This window comes from Kribbella sp. NPDC056861, assembly GCF_040687575.1.
Classification (GTDB): domain Bacteria; phylum Actinomycetota; class Actinomycetes; order Propionibacteriales; family Kribbellaceae; genus Kribbella.
This window is the reverse complement of sequence record NZ_JBFBNQ010000001.1, coordinates 1,008,526-1,033,003: the sequence shown is the minus strand read 5'-3', so window position 1 is coordinate 1,033,003 and position 24,478 is coordinate 1,008,526. Positions and strand designations below refer to the sequence as shown.

Sequence of the window (24,478 nt, the reverse complement as noted above, 5' to 3'; positions counted from 1 at the left end):
TGAACGTACGACGAGAGAGGTTCTGACATGTCTCGGCCAGGGTTTGTGCTTGAGGTGGACGACCGGACGCCGCCGCTGCTCGTGCACAACGGTGAAGGCTTCCTGCTGGAGCGTTTCCCGCTCGGCACCCGGGTGGTGTACCCGCCGGAGGCGCTGCCGGCGGTGCGCGACGTCGAGGAGGCGATCCAGAACGCGTTGCTGCACCCGATCGAGTCGGAGCCGCTGCCGGAGCTGCTGACGCCCGGGATGCGGTTGACGATCGCCTTCGACGACATCTCGCTGCCGTTGCCGCCGATGAAGAAGCCGGACATCCGCCAGCGGGTGATCGAGGCCGTGCTGACGATGGCCGCGGACGCCGGCGTCGACGACGTCGAGCTGATCTCCGCGAACGCGCTGCACCGCCGGCTGACCCCGAACGAGCTGCGCGAGATCGTCGGCGAGCGGGTCTTCCGGTCGTTCTTCCCCGACGGCAAGCTCTACAACTTCGATGCCGAGGACGCCGACAACCTGACCCACCTGGGGCAGACCAAGCACGGCGAGGACGTCGAGATCTCCAAGCGGGCGGCCGAGTCCGACCTGCTGGTCTACGTGAACGTGAACCTGGTGGCGATGGACGGCGGCCACAAGTCGACGTCGATCGGGCTGGCGTCGTACAAATCGCTGAAGCACCACCACAACAGCCACACGATGATCCACTCGCGGTCCTTCATGGACCACAAGGCCTCCAAGATGCACCACTCGGCCTGGCGGATGGGCGAGGTGCTGACCGAGCACGTCAAGGTCTTCCAGATCGAGACCACGCTCAACAACGACATCTTCGGCGGTGGGCTGGAGTTCCTGCAGAAGCGCGAGTGGGAGTGGTCGATCAAGGACCAGGCCGCGATGCTCGGCGCCAAGCGCGGCCTCGCGCTGGCCCCGGCCAAGGCCCGGCGCAAGATCTTCCAGGACGTCCGCTCGAACTACGGCCTGACCGGGATCAACGCGGGCAAGATCGAGCCGGTGCACGAGAAGACCATCGAGGCGGTGCACAAGCAGCAGCTGGTCGAGGTGCAGGGGCAGTCCGACGTCGCGATCATGGGCGTGCCGTTCGTCGGCCCGTACAACGTGAACTCGGTGATGAACCCGATCCTGGCCGCCTGCATGGGCTTGGGCTACTACTTCAACTCCTACCGGGGCCAGCCGATCGTGCGCAAGGACGGCGCGGTCATCCTGTACCACCCGGTGGACTACGAGTTCAGCCAGCTGCACCACCCGTCGTACGTGGACTTCTTCGAGGAGGTGCTGTCGGAGTCGACCGACCCGGCCACCATCGAGGCGAAGTTCGAGAAGCAGTACGCCGAGGACCCGTGGTACATCCACCTGTACCGGACCTCGAACGCCTACCACGGCGTGCACCCGTTCTACATGTGGTACTGGATCAGCCACGCGCTGGACCACTGCGGCGACATCGTCTGGGTCGGCGCGAACCGCAAGACGGTCGAGCGGATGGGCTTCCGGTCCGCCTCGACCCTGCAGGACGCGCTGGAGATGGTCAGCCACTCGGTCGGCCGGTCGCCGTCCATCACCTACCTGCACAACCCGCCGCACCTGCTCGCGGACGTCCGCTGATGGGGACGAACCTGGTCAAGTTCAGCCGGGAGACCGCGCGGGACGTGAAGCAGGTCGCGCGCGGCTTCCGCTGGGGTCGCCGTCCGCAGGTGCCGCGGTCGGCCGAGCCGTACGTGGTGAAGAAGGAGACCTCGGTCTTCCCGACCCGCTGGGCCCGGACACCGGCCGCGATCGCGGTCCGCGAGGTGCTGCAGAAGGGCGCGCTGAACTCGGTCCTGCGGTTCGAGGTGAACCCGCAGGTCAGCGGGCTCGACTCGCTCCGCAAGGTGCACGGGCCGGCCGTCATCGTGGCGAACCACTCGTCCCATCTCGACACCCCGCTGGTGCTCTGCACCCTGCCCGACGACATGCGTCGCAAGACGGCCGTCGCTGCCGCGGCGGACTACTTCTTCGACACGTGGTGGCGGGCGACGGCGTCGGCGATCGTGTTCAACACGTTCCCGATCGAGCGCCGCGGCGGCAAGCTGAGCGCGACTCCAGGCGACCTGCTGGCGGACGGCTGGAACGTTGTCGTCTTCCCTGAAGGCACTCGTTCGCCGGATGGCTGGATGGAACGCTTCCGGATGGGTGCGGCGTACATCGCTGTGGAGCAAGGCGTCCCGGTGATCCCGGTCGGGATCAAGGGGTCGTTTGCTGCCATGCCGCGTGGGCGTGGGTGGCCGGTTCCTGGTCGGCCTAATGTCGGTGTCCGCTACGGCGACCCGCTGTACCCCGCCAAGGGCGAGACTGCTCGCGAGTTCGCACCGCGGATCGCTGCTGCTGTGTCTGCTCTGCTGGATGAAGAAGGCTCGACTTGGTGGGAGGCCCGCCGCCGGGTCGCCGCCGGTACTTCGCCTTCCCAGTCCGGTCCAGACGCTGCTCGCTGGCGTCGAGTGTGGGAGTCGACCACCCCGGTGAAGCCTGCCGGGCAGAAGCGCCGGGCCTGGAAGTAGTCACGGGTTGATGGGTGGGGCTGTTTCGCCCCACCCGTACTCGCGTTGCGGGGGAGAGCGGCGTGCCCACCCGTTCCCGGTTGAGGGGTGCTCGCAGCCCGATCGTTCGGTGATGTCGTGGGACCCGTAGCGGGTGTACCCGCACTGGTGTTGTGGGCTTAAGCAGCCCGCTCACCCGACCTGGTTGCGGCCGGAGCGATTAGTGGTGTGGTGGGGCCGTTTCGCCCCAACGTACTCGGGCTCATCGCTCCAGGTGGGAATAGTTCGGCAGGTCGATCTGGTCGGCGGGTGGGGTGGAGAGGCGCTCGCCGAGTTTGCCGGCCAGCGGGTTGGACGCGACCCGCAGGCCGAGGTGGAAGAGTTTGATTCCGGCGGGGGATCTGGGGTTGGCGATGCGGGGGACGCCGGGTGGGAGATTCTGCGCCTGGGCGACGTACGGGCGCATGATTCGTTCGTAACCCCGGAAGGCGTCGCGGTGGTCGACGTGGGCGGCGAGTTCGCCGGCCAGCACGTAGGCACCGACTAGGGCCAGGCTGGTGCCCATCCCGCTGACCGGGGAGGCGCAGTAGGCCGCATCGCCTAGCAGGCCGACGCGGCCGCGGGACCATTGCGGGGCACGGACTTGGCCGATCGACTGGGAGTACAGGTCGTCGGCTTTGTCGAAGCCGTCTAGGACGCGAGAAGCTTCCCAGCCTGCGTCGGCGAAGCGCTCGCGCAGAACGGCGCGCTGCTCGTCGAGGGAGCTGTACTCGGTACCGGAGCCGTTCCGGTCGTTCGGATACGACAGGCTCGCGCGGATCGTGCCGACCGGGTCCGGGCGGAGGTTGATGGTCCGCCCGCCGGGGGCGTTGTACCAGCGCCACCAGTCGTCGTCGGCCGCAGTACGCGGGATCGTGGCCCAGGTGATCTCCATCCCCAGCGACCGGATCTCGACCTCGTCGTCGCCGAACACCAGGCTTCGGGTGCTGGACCCGATTCCGTCCGCGGCGAGGACCAGGTCGAACTGCTCGTCAGGGGCGTGGGCGAACGACACGGTGACGCCAGAGCCGGCCGGGTCCTCGTGCAGTCCAGTCACCCAGTCCCCGAAGCGGTACTCCGCGTGCTCCGCGGTGCGTTCGACGAGCAGCTGGGCGAGATCACCACGGAGGATCTCCAGCTCGGCCGTGGCCCCGGCAGTGTCAGATGTCCCCGCGGGGAATCGCGCCACAGTTCCGCCGTCGCCGCCGATGAATCGGATCCCGAGTTCGCCGGTGCCGGCCGAGCGGATGTCGTCCTCGATGCCCATCCGCCGGGCGACCTCGCGCCCCGCGCCGCGGACGTCGATGTTCTGCCCACCCGTTCGTAGCTCAGCTGCCCGCTCCAGCAGTACCGGTTGCCAGCCGTAGCGGTGCAACCAGTACGCAAGGGTCGGGCCGGCGATGCTGGCGCCGGCGATGAGCACACGAGGAGCGGTTCTGCTGGGCATCGAGGATTCCACGACCCGCCGGTACCCCGGCCGACACCTTGCCGCGGCTTCTGCAGACCTTATTTCTCGCCGAGGGATTTCTGGTAGAGGTCCGCATAGGTAGGCGAGTCCGCGATCAGCCCGTCGCTGAATGCCGCGACGTCGGGGCCGATCACCTGCATGACTCCCTTGCCGGACGCGGCGCCTTCCTCGAAGAAGTCGACGATGCCGGAGAGCAGCGAGTCACCGAGCAGGTCGACCGGGCCGACCTTGAAGAGATAGCGCTGGATCTCCTGGTAGACGATCTGGTAGTCCGGTGGGAGCGCCTTGACTCGTGCCATGTGGGCTCGCCATTGCTTTTTGCCTTCGATGATGTCCTGGATGCCCATCTCAGTCTCCTAACCGGGCGAGTTTCTTGGCGACGTTGCGGTTCAGCTGTTCGCGCCAGCGGTCACGGTAGTTTCGGGCGCCCTCGCCGCCGGCCAGCGCTGCGCTGAAACCGACGATGTCGTCGCCGACGACCTGGTAGATGGTTTGCCCGTCGGCGGCAGTTTCTTCGAGCAGGCCCAGAGCGCCGTCGAGGATCGGGGTCAGATTGCGGCCGGTGAAATCGGAGTACGGCGCGAGATGGGTCTTGATCTCGTCCCAGGCGGCCCGGAAGTCGTTCGGCAAAGCCTCGGCCCGGACCTCGAACGCCCTCCACTCCCTGCTGATGTCGCTGCCGGTGATGGTCTCCCAGAAGTTCATCTGCCGCCCTCCTTGAGCTTTTCGATCCGTGCTGTGAGGTAGTCCCATTTCGTCCAGAAGCTCGCGAGCTCCTCGCGGCCCGCGGTGTTGAGCGCGTAGAACTTGCGCGGCGGGCCCTGACCGGACGGTCGTTTCGTCACCTGGACGAGCCCGTTCTTCTCCAGCCGCAGCAGGATGGTGTAGACCGTGCCCTCGACGACGTCGGCGAAGCCGAGCTCGTTGAGTTGCCGGGTGATGGCGTACCCGTAGGTCTCCTCGGCGCCGATGATCTCCAGCACGCAGCCTTCGAGGGTGCCTTTCAGCATCTCGGTCAGGTCGTCCATCGGGCTCCTCCACGCTCTGGTACTACGTGCTACGTAGTACCAGTACACAGTATCACCGAGTAGTGGCCACTATCGGCTACTCATCGAAGCGTATTGAGCACCGACAGTTGTGGGAGCGTTTCCATGGCCCTACTATCGAGGCGATCGACGTCCGCCCCCTGTCGACCGAAGGTGAACCCATGCCCAGACTCCGCCTGCTTCTCGCGGCCGCGACGACGGTGGCGCTCACAGCCGCCTCGCTCGTGATCACCACCGGCACCGCCGCCGCCAACGAGTACTACAACAGCCTCGAGTCCGCGTCCGCGGCCAACGTCGACTGGATGAGTCGCGTCCCCGGCGACACCGGTCTGGACAAGCTCTCGGTGCCAGGCACCCACGACAGCCTGGCCCTCTGCGGGTACTCCGGTACCGGCGGCGACAGCTGCGACCCGGTGACGACCAGCATCACGAAGACCCAGGAGAACCACGGCTACAGCGCGCAGACGCTGACCAAGCAGTTCAACGCCGGCATCCGGGCCATCGACATCCGGGTCCGGGTGGACAAGGGCGATGCCGGGATGAGCTTCACCGTCCACCACGGCACGTACTACCAGTGGGCCAACTTCGCCGACGTGCTGACCAAGGCACAGGCCTTTCTCGCCGCGCATCCCCGCGAGACGATCCTGCTGCACCTCAAGGCCGAGTGCACCGGTGAGACCGGGTCCTGCAACGACGCCGACGGGTACGGCAACGACGAGTGGCGGCTCAAGACGCTGCGCTCGTACCTGGAAGGCAAGGCGTACACCGGCGACGGCGACGCCTCCAACCCGGCGACCAACTGGAGCAACCTCTTCTGGACGCCGTCGGTGACCGGCACCGGCCAGGCTGACACTCCCAAGCTGGGCGAGACGCGCGGCAAGATCGTGCTGATGGGTTTCCGCGGCGTACGTGGTGGGATCTACGGCGGGTACGGGCTGAAGGTGCCGTACCCCGGTGGTGGGTCCAACGAGGAATGGGTGCAGGACGACTACCAGGTCGACGATGTCAGCGACATCGACGACAAGTGGGAAAAGGTCCGCACCCACATGCGGCGTACGAACGGCGTGTGGGACCTGAGCCGGCCGGGTGAGCGGGAGCATGTGTACCAGCCGAACTCGATGTACGTGAACTACACCAGCGGCTCTGGCTCCGGTGCGCACCCGTTCACCGTGGCAGGCGGTACTCCGACCGCGAACGGGGTCAACGAGTTCCTGATCCAGTGCCTGCACAACACGAACGGCCGGTGCCCGGAGTTCTACCCCGGCCGGGATGACAAGTTCGGCGGCGAGCCCTCGATGTCGCGGACCGGGGTGGTGATGATGGACTTCCCCGGTGGCGGGCTGATCGACGAGATCGTCGAGCGCAATCCGGTCGGCGCCGATCCGGTGGACGACAACGGTGGCGTCGGCGACCCGATGGAGCAGCACCCGGGCGGTGACGACGGCGGCCCGCGGCCGGCCGCAGCCAAGGCGCCGGCGGCAGACGACTGCCGGCCCGACGGACTGGCGACCACGCCGGGCGTAGCCGTCCCGTACTGCAAGATTTACCAGAGCGACGGCCGGGAGTGGCTCGGGCAAGGTCGCGATCGCCGAGTTGTTGCCTACTTCAACGGTGGCAGGACGGGCGCCGACGGTACTCCGCACTACCTGGTGAAGAACATCCCGTGGTCGAAGGTCACGCACCTGAACTACGCGTTCGCCACCGTCGACGGGAACCGCATCTCGGTGGGCGCGGCCGGTGCCGACAACCCCGCGACGGGGATGGAGTGGCCGGGTCAGACCGGGGCGGAGATGGACACCTCGTTGCCGTACCGCGGTCACTTCAACCTGCTGACGAAGTACAAGCGGCTGCACCCTCGGGTCAAAACGCTGATCTCGGTCGGTGGCTGGGCCGGGTCGGGTGGCTTCTACTCGATGACCACGAACACCGACGGGACGGTCAATCAGGGTGGGATCGACACGTTCTCGAGCTCGGTGGTGGACTTCCTGCGGACCTACGGGTTCGACGGCGTCGACATCGACTTCGAGTACCCGACGGTGCTGGACGACACGGGTAATCCGAACGACTGGAGCGCGGCCAATCCGCGGCGCAAGGGCCTGCCGATCGCCTACACCGCGCTGATGAAGACCCTGCGCGACTCCCTGAATCGGGCTTCGGTCGCGGACAACAAGTACTACATGGTCACCTCGGCGTCGTCGGCTTCTGGCTACCTGGTGCGCGGGATGGCGAACCAGACTGCGCTGGACTACCAGGACTTCACCAACCTGATGGCGTACGACTATCACGGCACCTGGAACGACGTGGTCGGGCCGAACGCGGCGCTGTTCGACGACGGCAAGGATCCTGAGTTGGCCGACCAGTACTCGGTACCGGAGTACGGCGGGATCGGGTACTTCAACACCAACTGGGCGCTGAAGTATCTTCGCGGCGCGCTGCAGGCCGGGCGGGTGAACGTCGGGGTGCCGTACTACACGCGTGGGTGGAAGAACGTCACGGGCGGTACGAACGGACTGTGGGGGAACTCGCAGAAGGCAGGTTGCGAGCCGGGCACCGGGATCCGGCGTCCGTGTGGCGACGGCGCGGTCGGGATCGACAACATCTGGCACGACGACACGAACAACGGCGGCGAGCTCGGCTCGGGCACGAACCCGATCTGGCATACCAAGAACCTGGAGAAGAACATCCTCCCCAGGTACGCGCCGAACGTCGGGCTGACCCCGGAGACCGACGCGACCGATCGGTTGTCCGGTACTTATGCACGGCACTGGGACGACACGACCAAGACGTCGTGGCTGTGGAACAACGACAAGAAGGTGTTCCTGTCCACCGAGGACGAGCAGGGGATCGACGCTGTCACGGAGCTTGTTCGGAGTACGGGTGCTGGTGGCGTGATGATGTGGGAGCTGGGTGGCGACTTCGCGTGTCCGGAGGTCGTCGATGCCCAGCATCCTTGCGGGATGGGCTACACGTTGACCACCCGGCTGAACGACAAGCTCGGCAATTCTGGTGCCTATAGCAACAATCTGCGCGCCGGGAGCAGTGGCGCCGCACCGTCGGTGACCGCGAACATCAGTGTGGACATGGTCAACTACCCGACCACGACGGCGAACCTGTGGCCGCTGACGCCGACGGTCCGGATCACCAACAACACCGGTCGGACTCTGGGCGGTGGGAAGGACACGACGCTGTCGTTCGACCTGCCGGCGTCGACGTCGCCGCTGGTGAAGGACGTCAACTGGCAGACCGGCGACCAAGGCGGCCAGTGGAAGCTGACCTCCGGCTCGACCTTCCACCGGGTGAGCACGACCCTCGCCTACTGCCAGATCATCCCCGCCGGGAAGACGCTCGACCTGCCGATCATCTACTTCCTGCCGGTGACCGGGCCGGTCAATACCAGCCTGTCGATCGGCGGTACGGCGTACTCGCCGGTGACCGACAACCTCAAGGGCCTGGGCACGGCGACACCCCCGGCGGGTGGTTGCAGTGCGGGCAACTGGGACTCGGCCAAGGTTTACGACCCGGCGACGCAGGCTGTCGAGCAGACGACGGTCAAGTACAACGGCAAGGTCTGGCAAGCCAAATGGTGGAACCAGAACAACGCGCCAGGCACAGGCGCCGACCCCGACCACGAGCCATGGAAGCTCATCGGCGCGGCCAGCTGATGGTGGTGGAGCTGTTTCGCCCCACCCGTACTCATATCGCGGGGGAGAGCGGCGTGCCCACCCCGGCCTAGTTGCGGGGTGCTCGTGATGCGGATGGTGTGGCTGTGTTGCGTCCACCCGTGCAGGTGTTGCGGGTGGACGCAGCTCGCCTGCGCAGGTTTCTACTGCTCAGCGCGCGTGCTTGTGCCCGCTCGCCGAGAAGACATCAACTGGTTGGCGCCGAAGCATCGATCGCCTTGTAATACTGGGTCCGCGGCCGACCTGGCGGTAAGGGTTGACTCGGGTTGATCGTCTCGTGAGAGGTGGTCGAGAAGGTCAGGAAGTAGACCCCGGTCATCCGCCGTGCTGGAACTGACTGTGGACGGGACCCTTGAGCGGGTTCCGTCCACAGTTGTCTCAGAGGCCTTCAGCGAAAGCAGTGCGGATGCTGTCTCCGTAGGCGTCGTCTGCGAGTGCGCCCAGGTGTGCCTCGCCTAGTGCGAAGTGTCGGCGGGCATTGGCGTCATCACCTAGGCGGTGATAGTCGACGGCCAGGTTGAGGTGCAGCGACGGCAGGAGGGCGTTCTTGCCGCCGGGGTTGCCTCGGTCGAGGGCGTGTTGGTCGGTCAGGTCGGCCATGAAGGCGAGGGCTCGGAGGTCCCAGGCGAGTTCGTCTTCGGGGGTTTCCTGGACGTCGGCGAGTGAGTGGGCGAGGAAGATCTTGGCGAAGGTGTCGTCGCCGCTCTCGACCTCGGCGACGATCGCCTCCATCAGGGTCTTCGCTTCGGGGGAGCGGCCTTGCTCGCGAAGAGCGATTCCCTCGCGGATGGTGGTGTACGCGGCAGACTCAGGCGGGATGGTCATCAGACTGCTGGTCCAGTTCCGCGAGGCGGGTGGCGAGGAGTGGGCCGATCTGTTCCATCGTCGCGCCCAGGTCGAGCCAGGAGCGCTCTCGGGCCTCGGGCTCGTCCATTCCGGCGACGGCCAGGCTGAAGACGCCGGTCAGGGTGTCTCGGCGGCCGTCGGGTTGGACGACGGCAAGCGCGAACTGGACGGCGAGGCCGGTGCGGACCACCTGCATGCGGCCGGGGTCGTCGGGGAGCTTCTTGCCGCCGGTGAGGAACTCTGGCGTGCCGTGGAACTTCAGCCACTGGACCTTCGCGCCTTCGACCTGCTGGCCGAGGGTCAGTTCGATGCTGTCGCGGACGGTCTGACCCGGGTTGTCGCCCAGCCAGCCGAGCCAGTGGTCCGGTTCGGTCAGTGTGGTGAAGTCGTCCTGTACCGGTCCGTGCTTGTCGTTCGGCACGAACTCGCCGGTCGCCTTGCCTGCGTCGTCGACCCGCCAGCCACCGCGGACCGCCTCGGGCGGGACGAAGCCGTTCGGGTCGTCGACCAGCTCGTGGTCGATCTCGTACACCCAGCCACCCGGCATGGCGGCCGCGTGCTCGGCGATCTCGGGCGGCGGCGTACGCCATTGCGATTCAGGAGTAGTCACCCGCCCAAGTCTGGCTCATGAGTCAATCTCCCGCTGCCGGACGCATGGCCCGGCAGCGGGAGCGGCTCAGGGAGCGGCTCAGGGAGTGACCGGCACGTTGGTCAGGCCGGTACGGGCGTTCCGGACCGTGTTGGAGGCGTGGACGACGTTCGGATCAGCGGCGCATTTGGAGGTGGAGCTGATGAAGACGGCATACGCTCCGACGCCGCCGAGGTCGGAGGCGTTGGTGCGCCAGACGTTGCCGCAGCCGTTCGGGAAGGATGGTGTAGACGACGGGTTGTGCGTCTCATAGCCGTTCGCGAACGTGCCGGGGGAGGAGAAGCTCCCGGTGTTGTTCTCGATCACGTAGCCGAAGCCCTTGACGTCGACCCACGAGTCGGCCGAGTTCTCGCCCGAGATGCCGCGGCCGTTGAAGGTGTTGCCGCGGATGACCCCGCCGGTGGTGCCCTCCTTGACGTCGATCGCCTCGGCCGCGATGTTCGGACCCAGCTGGTTGTCGAGCACCTGCACCCGGTCGGACTTGTCCACTCCACCCGAGTTGCCGTGGCAGCTCCAGTTCGACCCGGCGGACCCGAGGTACACGCCCTCGCCGTACCCCGGCTGCACCAGCCCCGCGTCGGCGATCTTCGAGTTCTTGATCACCCCGTCGGCGGACGACCGGCGGAAGTGCACGCCCTCCTCGTCGGTGTGGTGAACCGACACCCCGTCGATGGTCACGTGCTGGGAGTTGTCCAGCACGATGCCCTTCTTCGAGTCCTGCACGGTGAATCCGGTCAGCTTCCAGTACGGCGCACCGAACAACCACAGCCCGTACCCCGAGTCCCACCCGGCCGTCGGCGCCGGGCAGGCCGGCGCGGTCCCGGTCGGTCCATCGTTGATCAGTACTGCGGTCGACGGCCCGGTCAGCGTGATCGGCGCCGCCGCCGTTCCGGCCTTCTGGGTCAGGAAGTCACCGTGGTACTGCCCGGCCGCGAGCCGGATGGTCTGACCGGGCTGAGCATTCGCCAACGCACCCTGCAACTGCGCGCCCGTCGACACGTCCACCACCGAACCACCAGTCGGAGGCGGGGTGCCGCCACCAACCGACCCGTACACCTCCAACTCCCACAGCGAGTACCCGTACGCCGTACCGCGCTTCGTCGCGGCGATCCGCACATACCGCCCGCTCCCTGACACCGCGATCTCGTCCACGCCACCATCGCTCGATGTCGTCGAGTGCAGAGTCGTCCAGCTGGTCCCGTTCGCCGAAGCCTGCACCCGGTAGGCCTTGCCGTACGCCGCCTCCCAGTTCAGCTTCACCCGGCTCAGGTTCGCCGAAGAACCGAGGTCGACCTGGATCCACTCGGAATCGCGCCCTTCCCGCGAGGCCCAGCGGGTCGTCGTACTGCCGTCGACCGCGAGCTTCGCCGCGAAGGCGCTGCTTTCCGTTGAAGAGGCGGTCGCCGTCTTGCCGCGAGACAACAGGGACTCCGAGGCAACACCGGGCTGAGTGGAGGCGGTGACCGCGGTGATCGGCAGCATTCCGCAAGCCAACCCAACCGCGGCGAGTACTGCGAGCCGGCGGCGCCTTCGATGGTGAGGTGCGAGGATCATGGATCCTAACTAATAGGAAACCTTCCTAATAATTTCCAGTGAGAGTAGACCGCCGTCTCCACGTCGGCAAGACCTCGGGCCAGGACGTGAGCACGGCGCGGAGTTGCGTGCCGTGCGGTGATATTTGGCGTGGAGAGCGACGCCGGATCGGTAGGCTTGGCGCGTGAGCCTCGCCGTACGAGTTATTCCCTGTCTGGATGTCGATGCCGGCCGGGTGGTCAAGGGTGTCAACTTCGCTGATCTGCGTGATGCCGGTGATCCGGTGGAGATGGCTCGGCTGTACGACGCCGAGGGCGCTGACGAGCTGACGTTTCTCGACATCACCGCGTCGTCCGGGTCGCGGGAGACGACGTACGACGTGGTCGGGCGGACCGCTGAGCAGGTGTTCATCCCGCTCACCGTGGGTGGCGGGGTGCGCGAGGCGGCTGATGTGGATCGGCTGTTGCGGGCGGGGGCCGACAAGGTCGGGATCAACACCGGCGCGATCGCCCGGCCGGCGGTGATCGAGGAGATCGCACACCGGTTCGGCAATCAGGTGCTGGTGCTGTCGCTCGACGTACGCCGGTCCGCTGGGCAGCCGAGTGGGTTTGAGGTGACGACCCACGGCGGGCGCAAGTCGGCCGGGCTGGACGCGATCGAGTGGGCGCGGCGTGGCGCCGAGTTGGGGGCGGGGGAGATCCTGCTCAACTCGATGGACGCCGATGGGACGAAGAAGGGTTTCGACCTGGAGCTGATCCGGGCGGTGCGTGCGGTGGTCGACGTGCCGCTGATCGCCAGTGGGGGAGCGGGGTTGCCCGAGCACTTCCCGCCGGCGGTCGAGGCGGGGGCGGATGCGGTACTGGCCGCGAGTGTTTTCCACTTCGGTGAACTGCGGATCGCGGACGTGAAGAAGGCTCTGCGCGACGCCGGCATCGTGGTCCGGTGAACGGCATGGTGACCCAGCGGCCCGAGGGCAGCCTGCAGCTTCTTGCCGACGTGGAGCACGAGCTGTCCACCTTGTTCCGCCGGTCGCGGTCGGCGCAGATGATGATGGCGCGGCGGGTGCACCCGGAGATGGACGCGGCCGGGTACGCGCTGATCTCCCAGATCGAGCTGGGTACTTCGAGCGGCCGGGCCGGGGTGCGCGCCTCGGATGTGGCGCAGGCGCTCGGGTTGGACAAGTCGACGGTCAGCCGCGGGCTGACCCAATTGGAGAGCCTCGGGCTGATCGAGCGGGTGGGGGACCCGGATGACGGGCGCGCCCGTCTTCTCCGGCTGACCGAGATCGGCGCCAGCCGGTTCGGCGCGATGCGGGCGCAGCGGCAGGCGGACTTCCGGGCGATTCTGGATCGCTGGGAGACGCCGGATCTGGCGGACTTGGCCCGGCTGCTCGCTCGGTTGAATCTCGACCTCAGCTAATACCAGCCAGTACCCACTTCAAGCCCCCGGACCATCCATATGGTTGCAGAAACCAACTAAATATGTATATAGTTGGGTTATGCAACTAGTCCAGCGGGATACCCCGGCCCAGGAAGTGCTGGAAGGGGTCAGTTCGCTGATCCGGGCCGTGCGGTGTATCGAGCATCGGCACCTGTGGCCCGATTCCGGGCTGCGGCGGGCCGACGCGAGTGTGCTGAAGGTGCTGGCCAAGGACGGCGAGCAGCGAGGTGGCGAGATCGCCGTGAAGTTGGGAGTCGACGCCTCGGTGGTGAGCCGGCAGCTGAGCGCGCTGGTGGCCGACGGACTGGTGAGCCGTCGGCCCGACCCGGCGGATGCCCGGGTGTCGCTGGTCCAGCTCAGTGCGGCCGGCCGGGACCGGCTGGAGGCTCTGCACGCCGGATACACCCGGCAACTTCGCTCCGCGCTGGCGGACTGGGACGACGAGGAGATGGCCGCCGCGGCAGAGTCGCTGCGCCGGATCGCCGTCGCCGTCACCCAGGCCGCCGAGACCGCGAAGCACGCAAACACATCGACTGGAGACTGATGACTGTCACCGAGACCCGGCTGCAGGCGCCTGCCGCGCCGGAACTCACCCACCGCGAGATCCTCGAGATCCTGGTCGGGCTGCTCGCCGCGTTGTTCACGGCGATGCTCAGCTCGACCATCGTCAGCAACGCGTTGCCGACGATCATCGCCGACCTGGAAGGCTCCCAGACGCAGTACACCTGGGTGCTCACCGCGAGCCTGCTGGCGACCACGGTGTCCACCCCGATCTGGGGCAAGCTGTCCGACCTGATGAGCAAGAAGCTGCTGGTGCAACTGGCCATCACCTTGTTCGTGATCGGCTCGGCCCTGGCCGGCATGGCCCACAACGTTCCGTTCCTGATCGGCGCCCGCGTACTGCAGGGCCTGGCGATGGGCGGCCTGATGGCGCTGGCGCAGGCAATCATCGGCGCGGCGATCCCGCCCCGCGACCGCGGCCGGTACTCCGGTTACATGGGCGCCGTGATGGCCGTCGCCACCGTGAGCGGTCCGCTCATCGGCGGCGTCATCGTCGACACCTCGTGGCTCGGCTGGCGCTGGTGCTTCTACGTCTGTGTGCCGCTGGCCATGATCAGCCTGGTCATCCTGCAGAAGTACCTGCACCTGCCGGTCTTCAAGCGCAAGGTCAAGATCGACTACCTGGGTGCGATCCTGATCAGCGTGGCGGCCAGCCTGCCGCTGATCTGGGTGACCTTCGCCGGGCACGACTTCGGCTGGTTCTCCTGGCAGTCCGCGCTCTTCGTCGGCGGCACGATCCTGTTCGGCGTCCTCGCCGTGCTGGTGGAGAACCGGGTCGCCGAGCCGCTGGTCCCGCTCAAGGTGGTCCGGCAGCGCACCACCGCGCTCGCGATCGTGGCCAGCATGGCCGTCGGGGTCGCGATGTTCGGCAGCGCGATCTTCCTCGGTCAGTACTTCCAGGTGGCCCGCGGTTACAGCGCCACCGAGTCCGGTCTGCTGACCATCCCGATGATGCTCGGCTCGTTCTTCGGCTCGGTCGGCGCCGGCCAGATGGTGACCCGCTTCGGCAAGTGGAAGCGGTACCTGATCGCCGGTGGCATCCTGCTCACCGTCGGCCTGGCGATCCTCGGCACCATCGACCACACCACGCCGTACTGGTACGTCGGTCTCGGCATGCTGCTGATGGGCATCGGGATGGGCGCCATGATGCAGAACCTGGTCCTCGCGGTGCAGAACACCGTGGATGTCAGCGAGATCGGCGCCTCCAGCGCGTCGGTGGCCTTCTTCCGGAGTCTCGGCGGCGCGGTCGGTGTCTCGGTGCTCGGCGCGGTACTGGCCAGCCGGGTCAAGAGCCTGCTGATCGAAGGCGTGCTGCACGGACCGGGTGGAGCCGAGGCGGCCCGCAAGCTGCAGGACGGCGGTTCGGGCGGCACCAGCCTGCTGGACGTCAAGAACCTGCCGCCGCAGTTGGCCGAGCTCGTCCGGCAGTCGTACGGCGACGCAACCGGCCGCATCTTCCTGATCGCGTCGGCGTGTGCGCTGGTCAGCCTGATCGCGGTGCTCTTCATCAAGGAGATCCCGCTGCGCCGGACGGTCGCCAAGGTCGAGGAGCCCATCGAGCTGGACTGACCTCTACATCACCGGAGGCTGCAGACCAGCGAGGTCTCGCGTCCGGATGATGGGGGAGCGAACCAGCCACAGTACGGCGAAGAGGCCGCCGGCAGCGGAGATCAGCAGCGTCTCCCGGACACCCAGCCAGGTGCCCAGGAGGCCGCCGATCACCGCGCCGAGCGGCCTCACTCCGTAGTTGATGCTGCTGAACGCGCCGACCACCCGGCTGCGCATGTGGTCGTGCGTTACTGCCGCCTGCAGCGAGTTCAGTGGTACGTCGAAGCACATCACCGCGAACGCCCCGACGAACTCGGCTGCCGCGAAGATGACCGCCCGCAGCCAGATCGGACCGTCGGCCAGGGCGAGGATCCCGATCGAGGCGGGGAAGACGACCGAGCTGATCGCGATCAGCCGGCCGGCCCCGACCAGGTCGGTGAGCTTCTTGGCCGCGAGAGCGCCGACCAGGCCGCCGGAGGCGCCGATACCGAAGGCGAGACCGATGGTGCCGGCGGGCAGGGCGAGATTGCGGCTGGCGAAGAGGACCAGCAGGGCCAGGCCGATCATGTTGAAGAAGTTGACGGTGGTCGCGCAGCCGAGGCTGGCGCGGAGGTAGGGGTGGCGGAGCAGGTACCCCATCCCGGCCCTCGCTCTGACCAGCAGGCTCTCTTCGCTGGGGGCGGCGTCGCTGGGCGGGACCTTGAGCCGGCTGATCTGCAGCGCGGAAAACAGGAACGTCAACGCGTCCGCGACCAGCGCGATCGGCGCGGTGAGCCACTGGACCAGCAGACCGCCGACGGCTGGGCCGGCCATGAAGGAGATCGACCGGGTGGCCGACAGCTTGCTGTTCGCCTCCAGGAACTGATCGCGATTGACCAGCCGGACGAAGAACGACGCGTACGCCGTGTTGAAGACGACGTGTGCGGTGCCGGCCAGGATCGCGATCGCATAGAGCTGGCCGAGGGTGAGCAGGTCCAGCCAGTACGCTGCTGGGAGTGAGAGTAGGAGCACGGTACGGCTGAGGTCGGCGGCGATCATCAAGGGGCGCTTGTCGCGGTGCTGGTCGACCCAGCTGCCGATGAAGAGTGAGGCCAGGTTGGGCAGCCAGACCGCGGCGGTCAGGAAGCCGACCTGGCTGGGGGAGGCGTCGAGGAGAGTGACGGCGATCAGCGGGAGGGCGAGCTCGCTGATCCGGTCGCCGAACTCGGAGACGCCCTGAGCCGACCAGAAGGTACGGAACCGCCGGTCGCGCCAGAGGGTTGTCGCAGGGGAAGACGCTGAGGTGGTCATGGCGGGGTCCTCACAGCTCAGTTGGTTGCCTCGGGCAACGCCATCCGGATCATCCGGACCGGCTGCGCGTCGTCGGGGGCGCCGGCGGTGCCGCGCTGGACGTACGGCGCGAGCAGCTGCTCGATCGCGTTCTCGAGCGCTTCGGCTTCGGCCAGCGTGATGGTCAGCAGCGTGTTCGAGGAGCCGGTGGCGCGGCTCCACCGCGGGTCGAGGACGGGCTCGGTCTCGGCGATCCACTGCTGGGCGTGGTTGAGCGCCTGGCTCATCATCTCGGTGCGCAGCAGCCGGCCGGCCTCGAGACCTTCCGCCGTCTCGGGCATCTGGAACCGGAAGCCGCGGGCGACCGCCTTCCACCAGCGCTGCCGCTTGTCGGCGCCGCCTTCGGGGGGAGGGCTGTCGCTGACCAGACCGAACGACTCCAGATGCCGCAGGTGCCAGCTGGTCACCGACGGCGAGGCGTCGACGTGCACCGACAGCTGGGTCGCCGTGGCCGGGCCGTTCTTCTGCAGATAGCTGAGCGCGGCGAGCCGGACGGGATGCGCCAACGCACGCATCGCCTGCGGGTCGGTGATCTCGAAATCGCCGTACGGATTTCTGAGAGACATGTTTCGAGAGTAATCTCTCACATCCCCGGAACGCAACCGCTGGAAAAAGTCGGGGATCCGATGGAACCTGGCACCCGGCCAGCGCGTGTTAGGGGTGTGAGGGAGATCGACAGCGATCCGGCAACCGAGGTGGCGGCGCTCTACCGCCGTACTTGGCCACGCCTGATCGGCCTGCTGGTCTCCATCGGGGGCTCACGTGCCGACGCTGAGGAGATCGCTCAGGACGCGTACGTGAAGCTGCTCGACCACTGGGACCGGATCCGCCGGTACGACGATCCGGAGGCCTGGGTGCGAGCGGTCGCGGTCCGGGCCCTGATCAGCAGATTGCGCCGCCAGCAGGTGGCGCACCGGGCGCTGGCCAGGCTGACCGGACGGACGGCCGACGTGCAGGGACCCGATGGGGACGCGCTCGACATGGCCGCCGCGCTGGCCCGGATCACTCCGGCGCAACGCGCGGTGGCGGTGATGCACTACGTGATGGATCTGCCGATCGAACAGATCGCGGATGAACTGCAACTGCCACCCGGCACGGTGAAGTCGAGGTTGGCCCGGGCCCGTCAGGCGCTCGCGCCGTTGCTGGCGGTCCAGGAGGAGGTACCAGATCATGCCTGACCCGCAGACGGAGCTGCTGATCGAGTACGTCGATGAGCAGACGCCTTCGGAGGCGCCACCGTTCGAGTACGTCGAACGCGCGGTGCGCCGGCAGCGGCGTACCCGGAAAGTGCTGACGGCGGCCGTGGTGGCGGTCGTCGTCGCCGGGGGAGCGGCCTTCGCCGCCACCGGCGTCCAGCGGGCTGACACCCAGCCGGCCGAGCAGCCGACCACGTCCGTACCGGTCGCCGGGGTGCTGGACGACGGGCCGCCGCCGGTGCAGTTCAAGTACGGCTCGACCACGATGATCCTCGACCGCGAGATCCCCGTGACCGCCGTACTCCGGGATCCCGACAGCACCTCGGGGCTGATCGTCGAGGTGCCTCGCGGCGACTCGGCGACCTGCCTGCCGCACACGGTGGTGCGGATCCTCTCGCAGACCGCGGACCAGGCCCGGATCGCGGCCTACCGCTACTCCGTCGCACCGGAGACGCCGGAAGGCGTGCAGTGCGTCAAACCGCAGGGCGGGCCGTTGAAGATCCCGTTGAACCTGCGCTGGGAGCTGGGTGGCCGCAAGGTCGTTGCCGGGAGCACAGGCGACCGGGCCGTCCTGAACTGACGACCTCGCCGGGGTGGACCGCGACCGCCCCGGCGAGGAAGTCTAGAGCGTCAAGGTGCGTCGCCAGACGTCGTTGACGATGTCCGGCGTCATCCCCGCCGACAGGTACAGACTGACCGCGGGCGTCGGGTTCGAGCTGTTCACGTGCAGCAGCGTCCCAGCGAGCCCCACCGCCGCATCCTGGGCGAACTGGTCCCTGAGCAGGTACTTCGCCAGCCCGCGTCCCCGCGCCTGCTTCAGCACGCCGAGCCGGCCGACGTACCCGCAGCCCTCGGAGTTCACGAAGTTCGTGTCGTACTCGAGGACCGCGACCGGCTGCCCGTCGAGGTCGAGCACGGTCACCTGCGACCAGTCGAACGTGGTCCGGGCCTCCCGTGACGCCACCCATTCGTCGTACTCCGGCGGGCTCGCGTCGGGTTGCTCCGCGAACGATTCGACGACCAGCCGATGGACGGTTCGCCGGCTCTGCTCGTCGTCCGCGCCGCGGTGGATCACGGTCCGGTCGGGAAGCGCCGGTGGGTTGATCGGGCCGGAGTGCAGGATCTTCATCCGCTGGATCGAGGTCGCGTGGGTAAAGCCCTGCTCGGCCGCGAGCTCGGCCAGCAGCCGGTCGGCGCCGATCATGTTGATCGACAGCGGCAGCTCGGCGGCGTCCGCCTCCCGGCCCAACTCGGCCGCCCGCTCGGTCGCCCGGTCGAGCAGCCACTCGGCGGTGGTCCGGTCGGCGGAGGAGACGTCGATGCCGACACTGTCCGAGTGGTGCACGGTGGCCGCGGTGCCGACGATCGCGCCGTCGGCAGTGACCACCCAGGTGTCGGACTCGAGGTCGAGCACCGGGTTGCGGAGGAAGTTGGCGACACCCTCCGGGCTGTACTGGTGGACGCCGATCAGCCTAATGCTGCGACCGGCCAGAAACGCCTGCAGCGCAGGGCTTTCGTCGAGCCTCATCGGCCCGACGATCGCGCCGGCCGGCAGTTCGGCCATCAGCCGACCGGCAGCGTGCGCCGCCAAACGTCGATGACCAGGACCGGCTGCATGCCGACCGAGAGGTACAGGCCCAGCGCCGGCGTCGGGTTGTTGGTGTCCACGTGCAGAATCGTGCCATCCCGCCCGGCCTCCGCGTCGGCGGCGAAGGCGTCGCGCAGCAGGAACTTGGCCAGCCCGCGACCCCGGGCCTCCTTGAGGACGCCGAGCCGGCTGACGTAGTTGCAGTTCTCGTCCTCGATGAACTGGTCGTTGTTCTCCACGAACCCGACTGTCCGGCCGTCCAGCTCCAGCAGGGTCAGCTGCGACCAGTCGAAGGTCGACTGCGCGTCCCTCGCCTTGAACCACTCCTCGTACGGCTGAGGCGAGAACCCGAACTGCCCGGTAAAGGTCTCGGTGTACACGCCGTGCGCCACCCGCCGCGTCTCCTCGTCGGCAACGCCCCGACGCAACACCACGCCCTGCGGTACGTCGGGCACCGGCACCGGGCCGGTGTGGTCGATCCGCATCCGGTGGAACGTCGTACCGGCGGTGAAGCCGTGGGCGCCGAGGAGTTCGCGCATCGTCTCGTCCGCCCGGTAGACGCCGGCGTCGAGCGAGACCTCGGTCTGCCCATGAGCCTGGGCCAACTCCTTGGCGCGGTCGACGATCTCGCTCAGCAGCCACTCGCGGACCTCGCTGTCCGCGGCGTAGAAGTCGATGTCGAGCAGGTGGTGATCGCCATGACCGGTGACCGTGCCATAGCCGACCAGGTCGTCCCCGGCGAAGACCAGCCAGGCATCCTGCTCGAGGTCGAAGCCGGGCTCGGCGAGCTCGTCGGCCATGTCGTCGAGGGTGAAGTCGGCCTCGCCGATGACGGCGGTGTTGCGGGCCGCGACCAGCGCGAAGATCAACTCCGCATCGTCCGTGGTCGGCCGGCGGAAGGTGTGCCCCGGAGGCAGTGCGGCGGTCATTCACCCATCGTGCTGAACGACCGCCGTCCTGTCTAACCGATTAGCAGGGCTTGAACCAGTCGTTGCCGCCGCATTCGTCGTCGGCCGTCTGCGGGCTGACTGCCGCCTTGGTCGCCGCGACCGGCGCCTGGTCGGTCCAGGAGGCGAGCGTGATGCCGACCGCGTCCTCGACCGGCCGCGGCGTGGTCAGGTAGTTGTTGCTGATCATCGAGAAGACCAGCTTGCGGCCGTCCTTGGTCGACACGTAGCCCGACAGTGCCGTGACGCCGGTCAGCGAGCCGGTCTTGCCGTGCAGGTTGTTCGCGGCCGGGGTGTTGGCCATCCGCGAGCGCAGGGTGCCACCGGTGAACCGATCCGCGTTGCCGGCGATCGGCAGCGCGTCGTACCACTGCTGGAACCAAGGCTCCTTCTGTACTCCGACCAGCAGATCCGTGACGCTCTTGGCCGTCACATTCACCTTGCGGGACAGGCCGGACCCGTCGGAGAGCCGAATCGTCGAGGTGGCGACCCCCACGCTCTGCGCGTACTGCGTAACGACGCCGAGGCCGGCAGACCAGCTGCCCTCGGCCTTCGCGACCGCGCCCATCGCCTTGACCAGCGTCTCGCCGTGCATGTTGTTCGACAGCTTGAGGAACGGGTTCATCAGCTCGCCGACCGTCATCGACTCGTCGCGAGCCAACTGGCGGGCCGTCGTCGGCGTGGCTGCCGCGCGGACGTTCCCGTCGACCCGGACGCCCTGCGCCGTGAGGGCCCGGCGGAAGACGTCGGCGGCGTACAGGGCCGGCTCCCACACGGTCACCCACTCCTGGCCGACCGTGTCGTCGGCCGGGACCGAACCGGTGATCCGGACGACGTTGGTGCCGTGGTCACGCTCGATGCTGAGCGTGTTCGCCGAACCCGCCGCGCCGGTCTTCGCGGTGTTGACCAGCTTGAGCACGCCGGTGGCCGGGACGAGTTTCAGCTTCACCGGCGCTCCGACCTTCGCGCCGGGCAGGCTCTCGACGATCGCGGTGCCGGAGTCGTAGTCGGTGTTGGGGGCGAGCGTCAGCGCGGAGATCTGGGCGCTGTAGTAGAACGGCTCGTCGTCCCAGGCCCAGCTGTCGCCGAGGCGCTGCGCGTCGAAGTACGTGTCGTCGGCGATCACGTTCCCGTCGACCCGCTTGATGCCTGCCGCGGCGATCTTCTGGGCGAGGGCGACGTAGTCGGACTCCAACGCGGTCGGGTCGCCGAAGCCCTTCAGATAAAGGTCTCCACGCAACTTGCCGCTCTTCACCGGCGCGGTCGCCAGTACGTCGGTGTGGAACCGGAAGCCGGCGCCCAGCGTGTGCATCGCGGCGGTCGAGCTGAAGAGTTTCGTGTTCGACGCGGGCAGCAACCGGGTGCTGCCGTTCCGGTCGTACAGGGTCTCGCCGGTGGTCGCGTCCCGCACGACCAAGCCCACCAGCGAGCCCTGGAATCGCGCGTCGGACAGCAGCGTGTCCAACTGCTGCTGCAGCCCGGTCGCCTGCACCTGCTGTACTGCGGCCGGCGCACCGGCCGATTGCCCCACCAGCCCGGCCGTCGCCGCCACTGCCGCCGCGAACGCCACCAACCCGCGGCCCGACACTCTCGGTAATTTCCTCACAAGAACCCCTCAACGCTCAGGCGGAAACCAACTACCCCGGAGTCTCTATCCCGCCGGTCGTCCGGTCCAGTGATCGCGCCCGATCTGTTCGAGGTTCAGCGGATGCTTCAGCTCGGGGGAGTGCGGCGGCGCTTCGGCTTCGGGACCCGTCGGGGGTCGATGGCCGCGGCGGTGGTCTCCAGGGCGGCCAGCGTGCGGGCGTGGTTCAGCTGGGCGACCCGGGTGTAGAGCACATCGAGGACGAGGAGCTGCGCGTGCCGGTCGGCGAGCGCGTCGGCTGGTTCATCACCGGTCTGGGCGGTGGTGAGGGTCAGTTCGGCCTCTGCGGCCAGGGCGGAGGTCGGGTCGTTGGTGATGGCGACGGTGTGGGCGCCACGCCCGGCGGCGGTGCGCAGTACTTCGATGGTCTCGGAGATCTGGCCGGAGTGAGAGATGCCGATCACCAGGTCGCGTTCGTCGGCCAACGCGACCGCAACCAGCGCGCCGTGCACCTCCGGCCAGAGCCAGCAGGCGAAACCGATGCGCTGCAACCGGATCCGCAGTTCGTCGGCGGTGATCGCGCTGGTGCCGACGCCGAAGAGATGGATCGCGCGTGCGTCAGTGACCGCCCCCGCGACCTGGTCGACGACGGCGAGATCGAGCTGGTCCGCAGTACCGAGCAGTGCTTGGGTGTTGGCGGCGACGATCACCTTGAGCACCTGGTCGAGGTCGTCGCCCGGGTCGATCTGCCGGCCGATGTCAGTGCTCCAGCGACTGGTGCCGGAGCGGCCGACCTGCTCGGCGAGCGCGACCTTGAGGGCGGCGAAGCCGGACAATCCGGCGGTGTGGCAGAACCGGGTCACGGTGCCGGGCGAGGTGCCGGTCCGGTCGGCGAGATCGGTGATGGTCAGCCGGGCGGCCTCGGCGGGCTCGGCCAGCAGGAAGTCGGCGATCCGGATCAGCGCGCCGCCCATGGTGGGGCGCAGACCACGCAGCCGCTGCAGGATGTCGTCCATGTGAAAGAAATTTCCACCAGCGACTAGGCACTGTCAATGGATCGAAATGATTTCCAGCTATCGATTCTTAGGTGAATCGATGTAAAAGTGTCGTCCACAGGTACCGCCCCACCTGAGGAGCCCTTCATGCGCAGCAGAATCCTGGCGGCGATCGCCGCCCTCGCCTTGCCCCTGACCTTGCTCTCCGCCCCCGCCGACGCAGCGGTCCAGCGAACGACCGCCGCGACCTTCCCGGCCACCGTCATCGGCGAGGACTTCCCCGATCCGGACGTGTTCGAGAAGAACGGCACCTGGTACGCGTACTCGACCAACAACGGCCGCGGCAACGTTCCGGTGGCCACTGCCTCGAGCCCGAACGGACCGTGGACGATCCGCGGCGACGCGATGCCTGGTGGCCCGTCGGCGAGCTGGGCCCAGGGCGGTCGCACCTGGGCGCCCGACGTCCACCCCAACCCGGACGGCAGCTTCACCCTCACCTACACCGCCTGGCACAAGGCCTCCGGCCGGCAGTGCATCGGCGTCGCCACCGCGAGCTCGGCGCTCGGCCCGTTCACCCCGCTCGGCGGCCAGCCGCTGATCTGCCCGCTGGACAAGGGCGGGGCGATCGACGCGAACACCTTCGTCGCCAACGACGGCGTCCGCTATCTGGCCTGGAAGAACGACGGCAACGCGATCGGCCAGCCGTCCACGCTCTGGCTGACCCGGACCACGAACAACGGCACCGCCCTGACCGGCGGCAACACCGCGATGCTGACGGCCAGCGGCGTGATCGAGGCGCCGGACCTGGTCCAGCGCGGGAGCCAGTTCGTGCTCTTCTACTCCAGCGGCGGCTACACGGACTGCAACTACCAGACGTCGTACGCGACCGCGCCGAGCCTCAACGGCCCGTGGACCAACGCCTTCCGGCCGCTGATGACCACGGCCAGCATGGACAACCACGTCTGCGGCCCCGGCGGCGCGGACTTCGTCGGCAACAAGGTCTTCCTGCACGGCTGGGTGAACGGCTCACGGCACCTGTACGTCGCCGACCTCGGCTGGGCGAACGACTTCCCGGTGGTCCGCGGCAGCCGGGTCCGGACCGAGGCTGAGCGCGGCACGCTGAACCACTGCTCGGTCCGGACCGGCGCGGCCGGCGCCTCGGGCGGGGCGGTCGCCGCCTACATCGACTTCGCGGACTCCTGGGTCCAGGTCTCGGTGTTCGCCGCGTCGGCCGGCGGCCACACCCTGTCGGTCGGCTACGCGAACGGGATGGGCGCGACCGCCAGTCACGGCGTGGTTGTCAACGGCAACAGTCAGGGCTCGATCAGCTACCCGGCGGCCGGCTGGGACAACTGGCGGCAGGCCTCCGTCCCGGTCACCCTGAACGCCGGCTGGAACACGGTCCGGCTGACCAAGGGCACCCAGTTCGCCGAAGTGGACTACGTAGAGGTCCAGTGACCTGCGCGGCTCCGGGCCGGGGGTTCTCCCCGGCCCGGGGTCCGGGTTCGC

Annotated in this window: 23 protein-coding genes; 10 read left to right on the top strand and 13 right to left on the bottom strand. The window is 67.9% G+C overall.

What is annotated here, in order from left to right; genetic code table 11:
* The first annotated feature begins 27 nt into the window (after window positions 1-27).
* Window positions 28-1,608, top strand: coding sequence for a lactate racemase domain-containing protein (locus AB0P21_RS04675; protein WP_363693696.1), 1,581 nt, complete (start codon window positions 28-30; stop codon window positions 1,606-1,608).
* Entirely contained in the window at window positions 1,608-2,540 is a 933-nt protein-coding gene (locus tag AB0P21_RS04670; protein ID WP_363693695.1) for a lysophospholipid acyltransferase family protein, read from the top strand. The genes AB0P21_RS04675 and AB0P21_RS04670 overlap by 1 nt, the downstream gene beginning before the upstream one ends.
* A gap of 241 nt (window positions 2,541-2,781) precedes the next feature.
* On the opposite strand, the gene AB0P21_RS04665 is transcribed toward AB0P21_RS04670, so the two are convergent.
* From AB0P21_RS04665 to AB0P21_RS04650, 4 genes are read right to left on the bottom strand one after another with little or no spacing between them, the layout of a single operon-like run.
* The gene (locus AB0P21_RS04665; RefSeq protein ID WP_363693694.1) at window positions 2,782-4,005 is read right to left on the bottom strand and encodes an FAD-dependent monooxygenase; all 1,224 of its coding nucleotides are present in this window, start codon (window positions 4,003-4,005) and stop codon (window positions 2,782-2,784) included.
* A gap of 59 nt (window positions 4,006-4,064) precedes the next feature.
* The gene (locus tag AB0P21_RS04660; protein WP_363693693.1) at window positions 4,065-4,373 is read right to left on the bottom strand and encodes a DUF1048 domain-containing protein; all 309 of its coding nucleotides are present in this window, start codon (window positions 4,371-4,373) and stop codon (window positions 4,065-4,067) included.
* Window position 4,374: 1 nt separating this feature from the next.
* Window positions 4,375-4,731, bottom strand: coding sequence for a DUF1048 domain-containing protein (locus tag AB0P21_RS04655; protein ID WP_363693692.1), 357 nt, complete (start codon window positions 4,729-4,731; stop codon window positions 4,375-4,377).
* A complete protein-coding gene (locus AB0P21_RS04650; RefSeq protein WP_363693691.1) occupies window positions 4,728-5,054 on the bottom strand; it encodes a PadR family transcriptional regulator in 327 nt (108 codons plus the stop codon). Before AB0P21_RS04650 ends, AB0P21_RS04655 begins: the two co-directional genes overlap by 4 nt.
* 179 nt (window positions 5,055-5,233) lie before the next feature.
* Here AB0P21_RS04650 and AB0P21_RS04645 point away from each other — a divergent pair, with 179 nt between their 5' ends.
* Window positions 5,234-8,734, top strand: coding sequence for a phosphatidylinositol-specific phospholipase C domain-containing protein (locus AB0P21_RS04645; protein ID WP_363693690.1), 3,501 nt, complete (start codon window positions 5,234-5,236; stop codon window positions 8,732-8,734).
* A 396-nt stretch (window positions 8,735-9,130) separates the two neighbouring features.
* Here AB0P21_RS04645 and AB0P21_RS04640 read toward each other — a convergent pair whose 3' ends face one another.
* From AB0P21_RS04640 to AB0P21_RS04630, 3 genes are all read right to left on the bottom strand, one after another.
* Window positions 9,131-9,577 carry a hypothetical protein gene (locus AB0P21_RS04640; RefSeq protein ID WP_363693689.1) on the bottom strand — a complete coding sequence of 149 codons (447 nt, stop codon included), beginning with the start codon at window positions 9,575-9,577 and terminating at the stop codon, window positions 9,131-9,133.
* Window positions 9,561-10,208 (bottom strand): hypothetical protein, encoded by a 648-nt coding sequence (locus tag AB0P21_RS04635; protein ID WP_363693688.1) that lies wholly within the window; start codon window positions 10,206-10,208, stop codon window positions 9,561-9,563. Before AB0P21_RS04635 ends, AB0P21_RS04640 begins: the two co-directional genes overlap by 17 nt.
* Window positions 10,209-10,286: 78 nt before the next feature.
* The gene (locus tag AB0P21_RS04630; RefSeq protein ID WP_363693687.1) at window positions 10,287-11,801 is read right to left on the bottom strand and encodes a discoidin domain-containing protein; all 1,515 of its coding nucleotides are present in this window, start codon (window positions 11,799-11,801) and stop codon (window positions 10,287-10,289) included.
* A gap of 163 nt (window positions 11,802-11,964) precedes the next feature.
* On the opposite strand from AB0P21_RS04630, the gene hisF reads away from it, so the two are divergent.
* The 4 genes from hisF (at window position 11,965) to AB0P21_RS04610 (ending at window position 15,350) form a co-directional block, all read left to right on the top strand.
* Complete coding sequence (gene hisF / locus AB0P21_RS04625; protein ID WP_363693686.1) at window positions 11,965-12,726, top strand: imidazole glycerol phosphate synthase subunit HisF; 762 nt, start codon at window positions 11,965-11,967, stop codon at window positions 12,724-12,726.
* Window positions 12,727-12,731: 5 nt separating this feature from the next.
* The gene (locus AB0P21_RS04620) at window positions 12,732-13,199 is read left to right on the top strand and encodes a MarR family transcriptional regulator (RefSeq protein WP_363694421.1); all 468 of its coding nucleotides are present in this window, start codon (window positions 12,732-12,734) and stop codon (window positions 13,197-13,199) included.
* 79 nt (window positions 13,200-13,278) lie between these two features.
* Window positions 13,279-13,764 carry a MarR family transcriptional regulator gene (locus AB0P21_RS04615; protein ID WP_363693685.1) on the top strand — a complete coding sequence of 162 codons (486 nt, stop codon included), beginning with the start codon at window positions 13,279-13,281 and terminating at the stop codon, window positions 13,762-13,764.
* Entirely contained in the window at window positions 13,764-15,350 is a 1,587-nt protein-coding gene (locus tag AB0P21_RS04610) for an MDR family MFS transporter (RefSeq protein ID WP_363693684.1), read from the top strand. The genes AB0P21_RS04615 and AB0P21_RS04610 overlap by 1 nt, the downstream gene beginning before the upstream one ends.
* Window positions 15,351-15,353: 3 nt before the next feature.
* Here AB0P21_RS04610 and AB0P21_RS04605 read toward each other — a convergent pair whose 3' ends face one another.
* The gene (locus AB0P21_RS04605; protein ID WP_363693683.1) at window positions 15,354-16,619 is read right to left on the bottom strand and encodes an MFS transporter; all 1,266 of its coding nucleotides are present in this window, start codon (window positions 16,617-16,619) and stop codon (window positions 15,354-15,356) included.
* A gap of 17 nt (window positions 16,620-16,636) precedes the next feature.
* Window positions 16,637-17,224, bottom strand: a complete 588-nt coding sequence (locus tag AB0P21_RS04600; RefSeq protein ID WP_363693682.1) for an ArsR family transcriptional regulator — start codon at window positions 17,222-17,224, stop codon at window positions 16,637-16,639.
* Between the two features lie 96 nt (window positions 17,225-17,320).
* Here AB0P21_RS04600 and AB0P21_RS04595 point away from each other — a divergent pair, with 96 nt between their 5' ends.
* Both AB0P21_RS04595 and AB0P21_RS04590 read left to right on the top strand, forming a co-directional pair.
* The gene (locus AB0P21_RS04595; protein ID WP_363693681.1) at window positions 17,321-17,836 is read left to right on the top strand and encodes a sigma-70 family RNA polymerase sigma factor; all 516 of its coding nucleotides are present in this window, start codon (window positions 17,321-17,323) and stop codon (window positions 17,834-17,836) included.
* Window positions 17,829-18,434: a hypothetical protein gene (locus AB0P21_RS04590; protein WP_363693680.1), complete on the top strand. Its 606-nt coding sequence runs from the start codon at window positions 17,829-17,831 to the stop codon at window positions 18,432-18,434. The genes AB0P21_RS04595 and AB0P21_RS04590 overlap by 8 nt, the downstream gene beginning before the upstream one ends.
* A gap of 42 nt (window positions 18,435-18,476) precedes the next feature.
* Here the strand turns inward: AB0P21_RS04590 and AB0P21_RS04585 are convergent, their stop codons facing one another.
* The 4 genes from AB0P21_RS04585 to AB0P21_RS04570 form a co-directional block, all read right to left on the bottom strand.
* Window positions 18,477-19,418, bottom strand: a complete 942-nt coding sequence (locus tag AB0P21_RS04585; protein WP_363693679.1) for a GNAT family N-acetyltransferase — start codon at window positions 19,416-19,418, stop codon at window positions 18,477-18,479.
* Window positions 19,418-20,371, bottom strand: coding sequence for a GNAT family N-acetyltransferase (locus tag AB0P21_RS04580; protein ID WP_363693678.1), 954 nt, complete (start codon window positions 20,369-20,371; stop codon window positions 19,418-19,420). The genes AB0P21_RS04585 and AB0P21_RS04580 overlap by 1 nt, the downstream gene beginning before the upstream one ends.
* Before the next feature lie 40 nt (window positions 20,372-20,411).
* On the bottom strand, window positions 20,412-21,977 hold the full coding sequence (gene dacB / locus AB0P21_RS04575; RefSeq protein ID WP_363693677.1) for a D-alanyl-D-alanine carboxypeptidase/D-alanyl-D-alanine-endopeptidase: 1,566 nt from the start codon (window positions 21,975-21,977) through the stop codon (window positions 20,412-20,414).
* 125 nt (window positions 21,978-22,102) lie between these two features.
* Entirely contained in the window at window positions 22,103-22,990 is an 888-nt protein-coding gene (locus AB0P21_RS04570) for a MurR/RpiR family transcriptional regulator (protein ID WP_363693676.1), read from the bottom strand.
* Between the two features lie 126 nt (window positions 22,991-23,116).
* Here AB0P21_RS04570 and AB0P21_RS04565 point away from each other — a divergent pair, with 126 nt between their 5' ends.
* Complete coding sequence (locus AB0P21_RS04565) at window positions 23,117-24,427, top strand: family 43 glycosylhydrolase (protein WP_363693675.1); 1,311 nt, start codon at window positions 23,117-23,119, stop codon at window positions 24,425-24,427.
* Window positions 24,428-24,478 lie beyond the last annotated feature (51 nt).

Coding starts and splice junctions, on each gene's coding strand:
- AB0P21_RS04630 (WP_363693687.1), bottom strand. CDS start 11,801: ATGATCCTCGCACCTCACCATCGAAGGCGCCGCCGGCTCGCAGTACTC.
- AB0P21_RS04655 (WP_363693692.1), bottom strand. CDS start 4,731: ATGAACTTCTGGGAGACCATCACCGGCAGCGACATCAGCAGGGAGTGG.
- AB0P21_RS04645 (WP_363693690.1), top strand. CDS start 5,234: ATGCCCAGACTCCGCCTGCTTCTCGCGGCCGCGACGACGGTGGCGCTC.
- AB0P21_RS04605 (WP_363693683.1), bottom strand. CDS start 16,619: ATGACCACCTCAGCGTCTTCCCCTGCGACAACCCTCTGGCGCGACCGG.
- AB0P21_RS04580 (WP_363693678.1), bottom strand. CDS start 20,371: ATGACCGCCGCACTGCCTCCGGGGCACACCTTCCGCCGGCCGACCACG.
- AB0P21_RS04670 (WP_363693695.1), top strand. CDS start 1,608: ATGGGGACGAACCTGGTCAAGTTCAGCCGGGAGACCGCGCGGGACGTG.
- AB0P21_RS04620 (WP_363694421.1), top strand. CDS start 12,732: ATGGTGACCCAGCGGCCCGAGGGCAGCCTGCAGCTTCTTGCCGACGTG.
- AB0P21_RS04675 (WP_363693696.1), top strand. CDS start 28: ATGTCTCGGCCAGGGTTTGTGCTTGAGGTGGACGACCGGACGCCGCCG.
- AB0P21_RS04600 (WP_363693682.1), bottom strand. CDS start 17,224: ATGTCTCTCAGAAATCCGTACGGCGATTTCGAGATCACCGACCCGCAG.
- AB0P21_RS04640 (WP_363693689.1), bottom strand. CDS start 9,577: ATGACCATCCCGCCTGAGTCTGCCGCGTACACCACCATCCGCGAGGGA.
- AB0P21_RS04590 (WP_363693680.1), top strand. CDS start 17,829: ATGCCTGACCCGCAGACGGAGCTGCTGATCGAGTACGTCGATGAGCAG.
- AB0P21_RS04665 (WP_363693694.1), bottom strand. CDS start 4,005: ATGCCCAGCAGAACCGCTCCTCGTGTGCTCATCGCCGGCGCCAGCATC.
- AB0P21_RS04570 (WP_363693676.1), bottom strand. CDS start 22,990: ATGGACGACATCCTGCAGCGGCTGCGTGGTCTGCGCCCCACCATGGGC.
- AB0P21_RS04650 (WP_363693691.1), bottom strand. CDS start 5,054: ATGGACGACCTGACCGAGATGCTGAAAGGCACCCTCGAAGGCTGCGTG.
- AB0P21_RS04660 (WP_363693693.1), bottom strand. CDS start 4,373: ATGGGCATCCAGGACATCATCGAAGGCAAAAAGCAATGGCGAGCCCAC.
- AB0P21_RS04585 (WP_363693679.1), bottom strand. CDS start 19,418: ATGGCCGAACTGCCGGCCGGCGCGATCGTCGGGCCGATGAGGCTCGAC.
- AB0P21_RS04615 (WP_363693685.1), top strand. CDS start 13,279: ATGCAACTAGTCCAGCGGGATACCCCGGCCCAGGAAGTGCTGGAAGGG.
- AB0P21_RS04610 (WP_363693684.1), top strand. CDS start 13,764: ATGACTGTCACCGAGACCCGGCTGCAGGCGCCTGCCGCGCCGGAACTC.
- AB0P21_RS04565 (WP_363693675.1), top strand. CDS start 23,117: ATGCGCAGCAGAATCCTGGCGGCGATCGCCGCCCTCGCCTTGCCCCTG.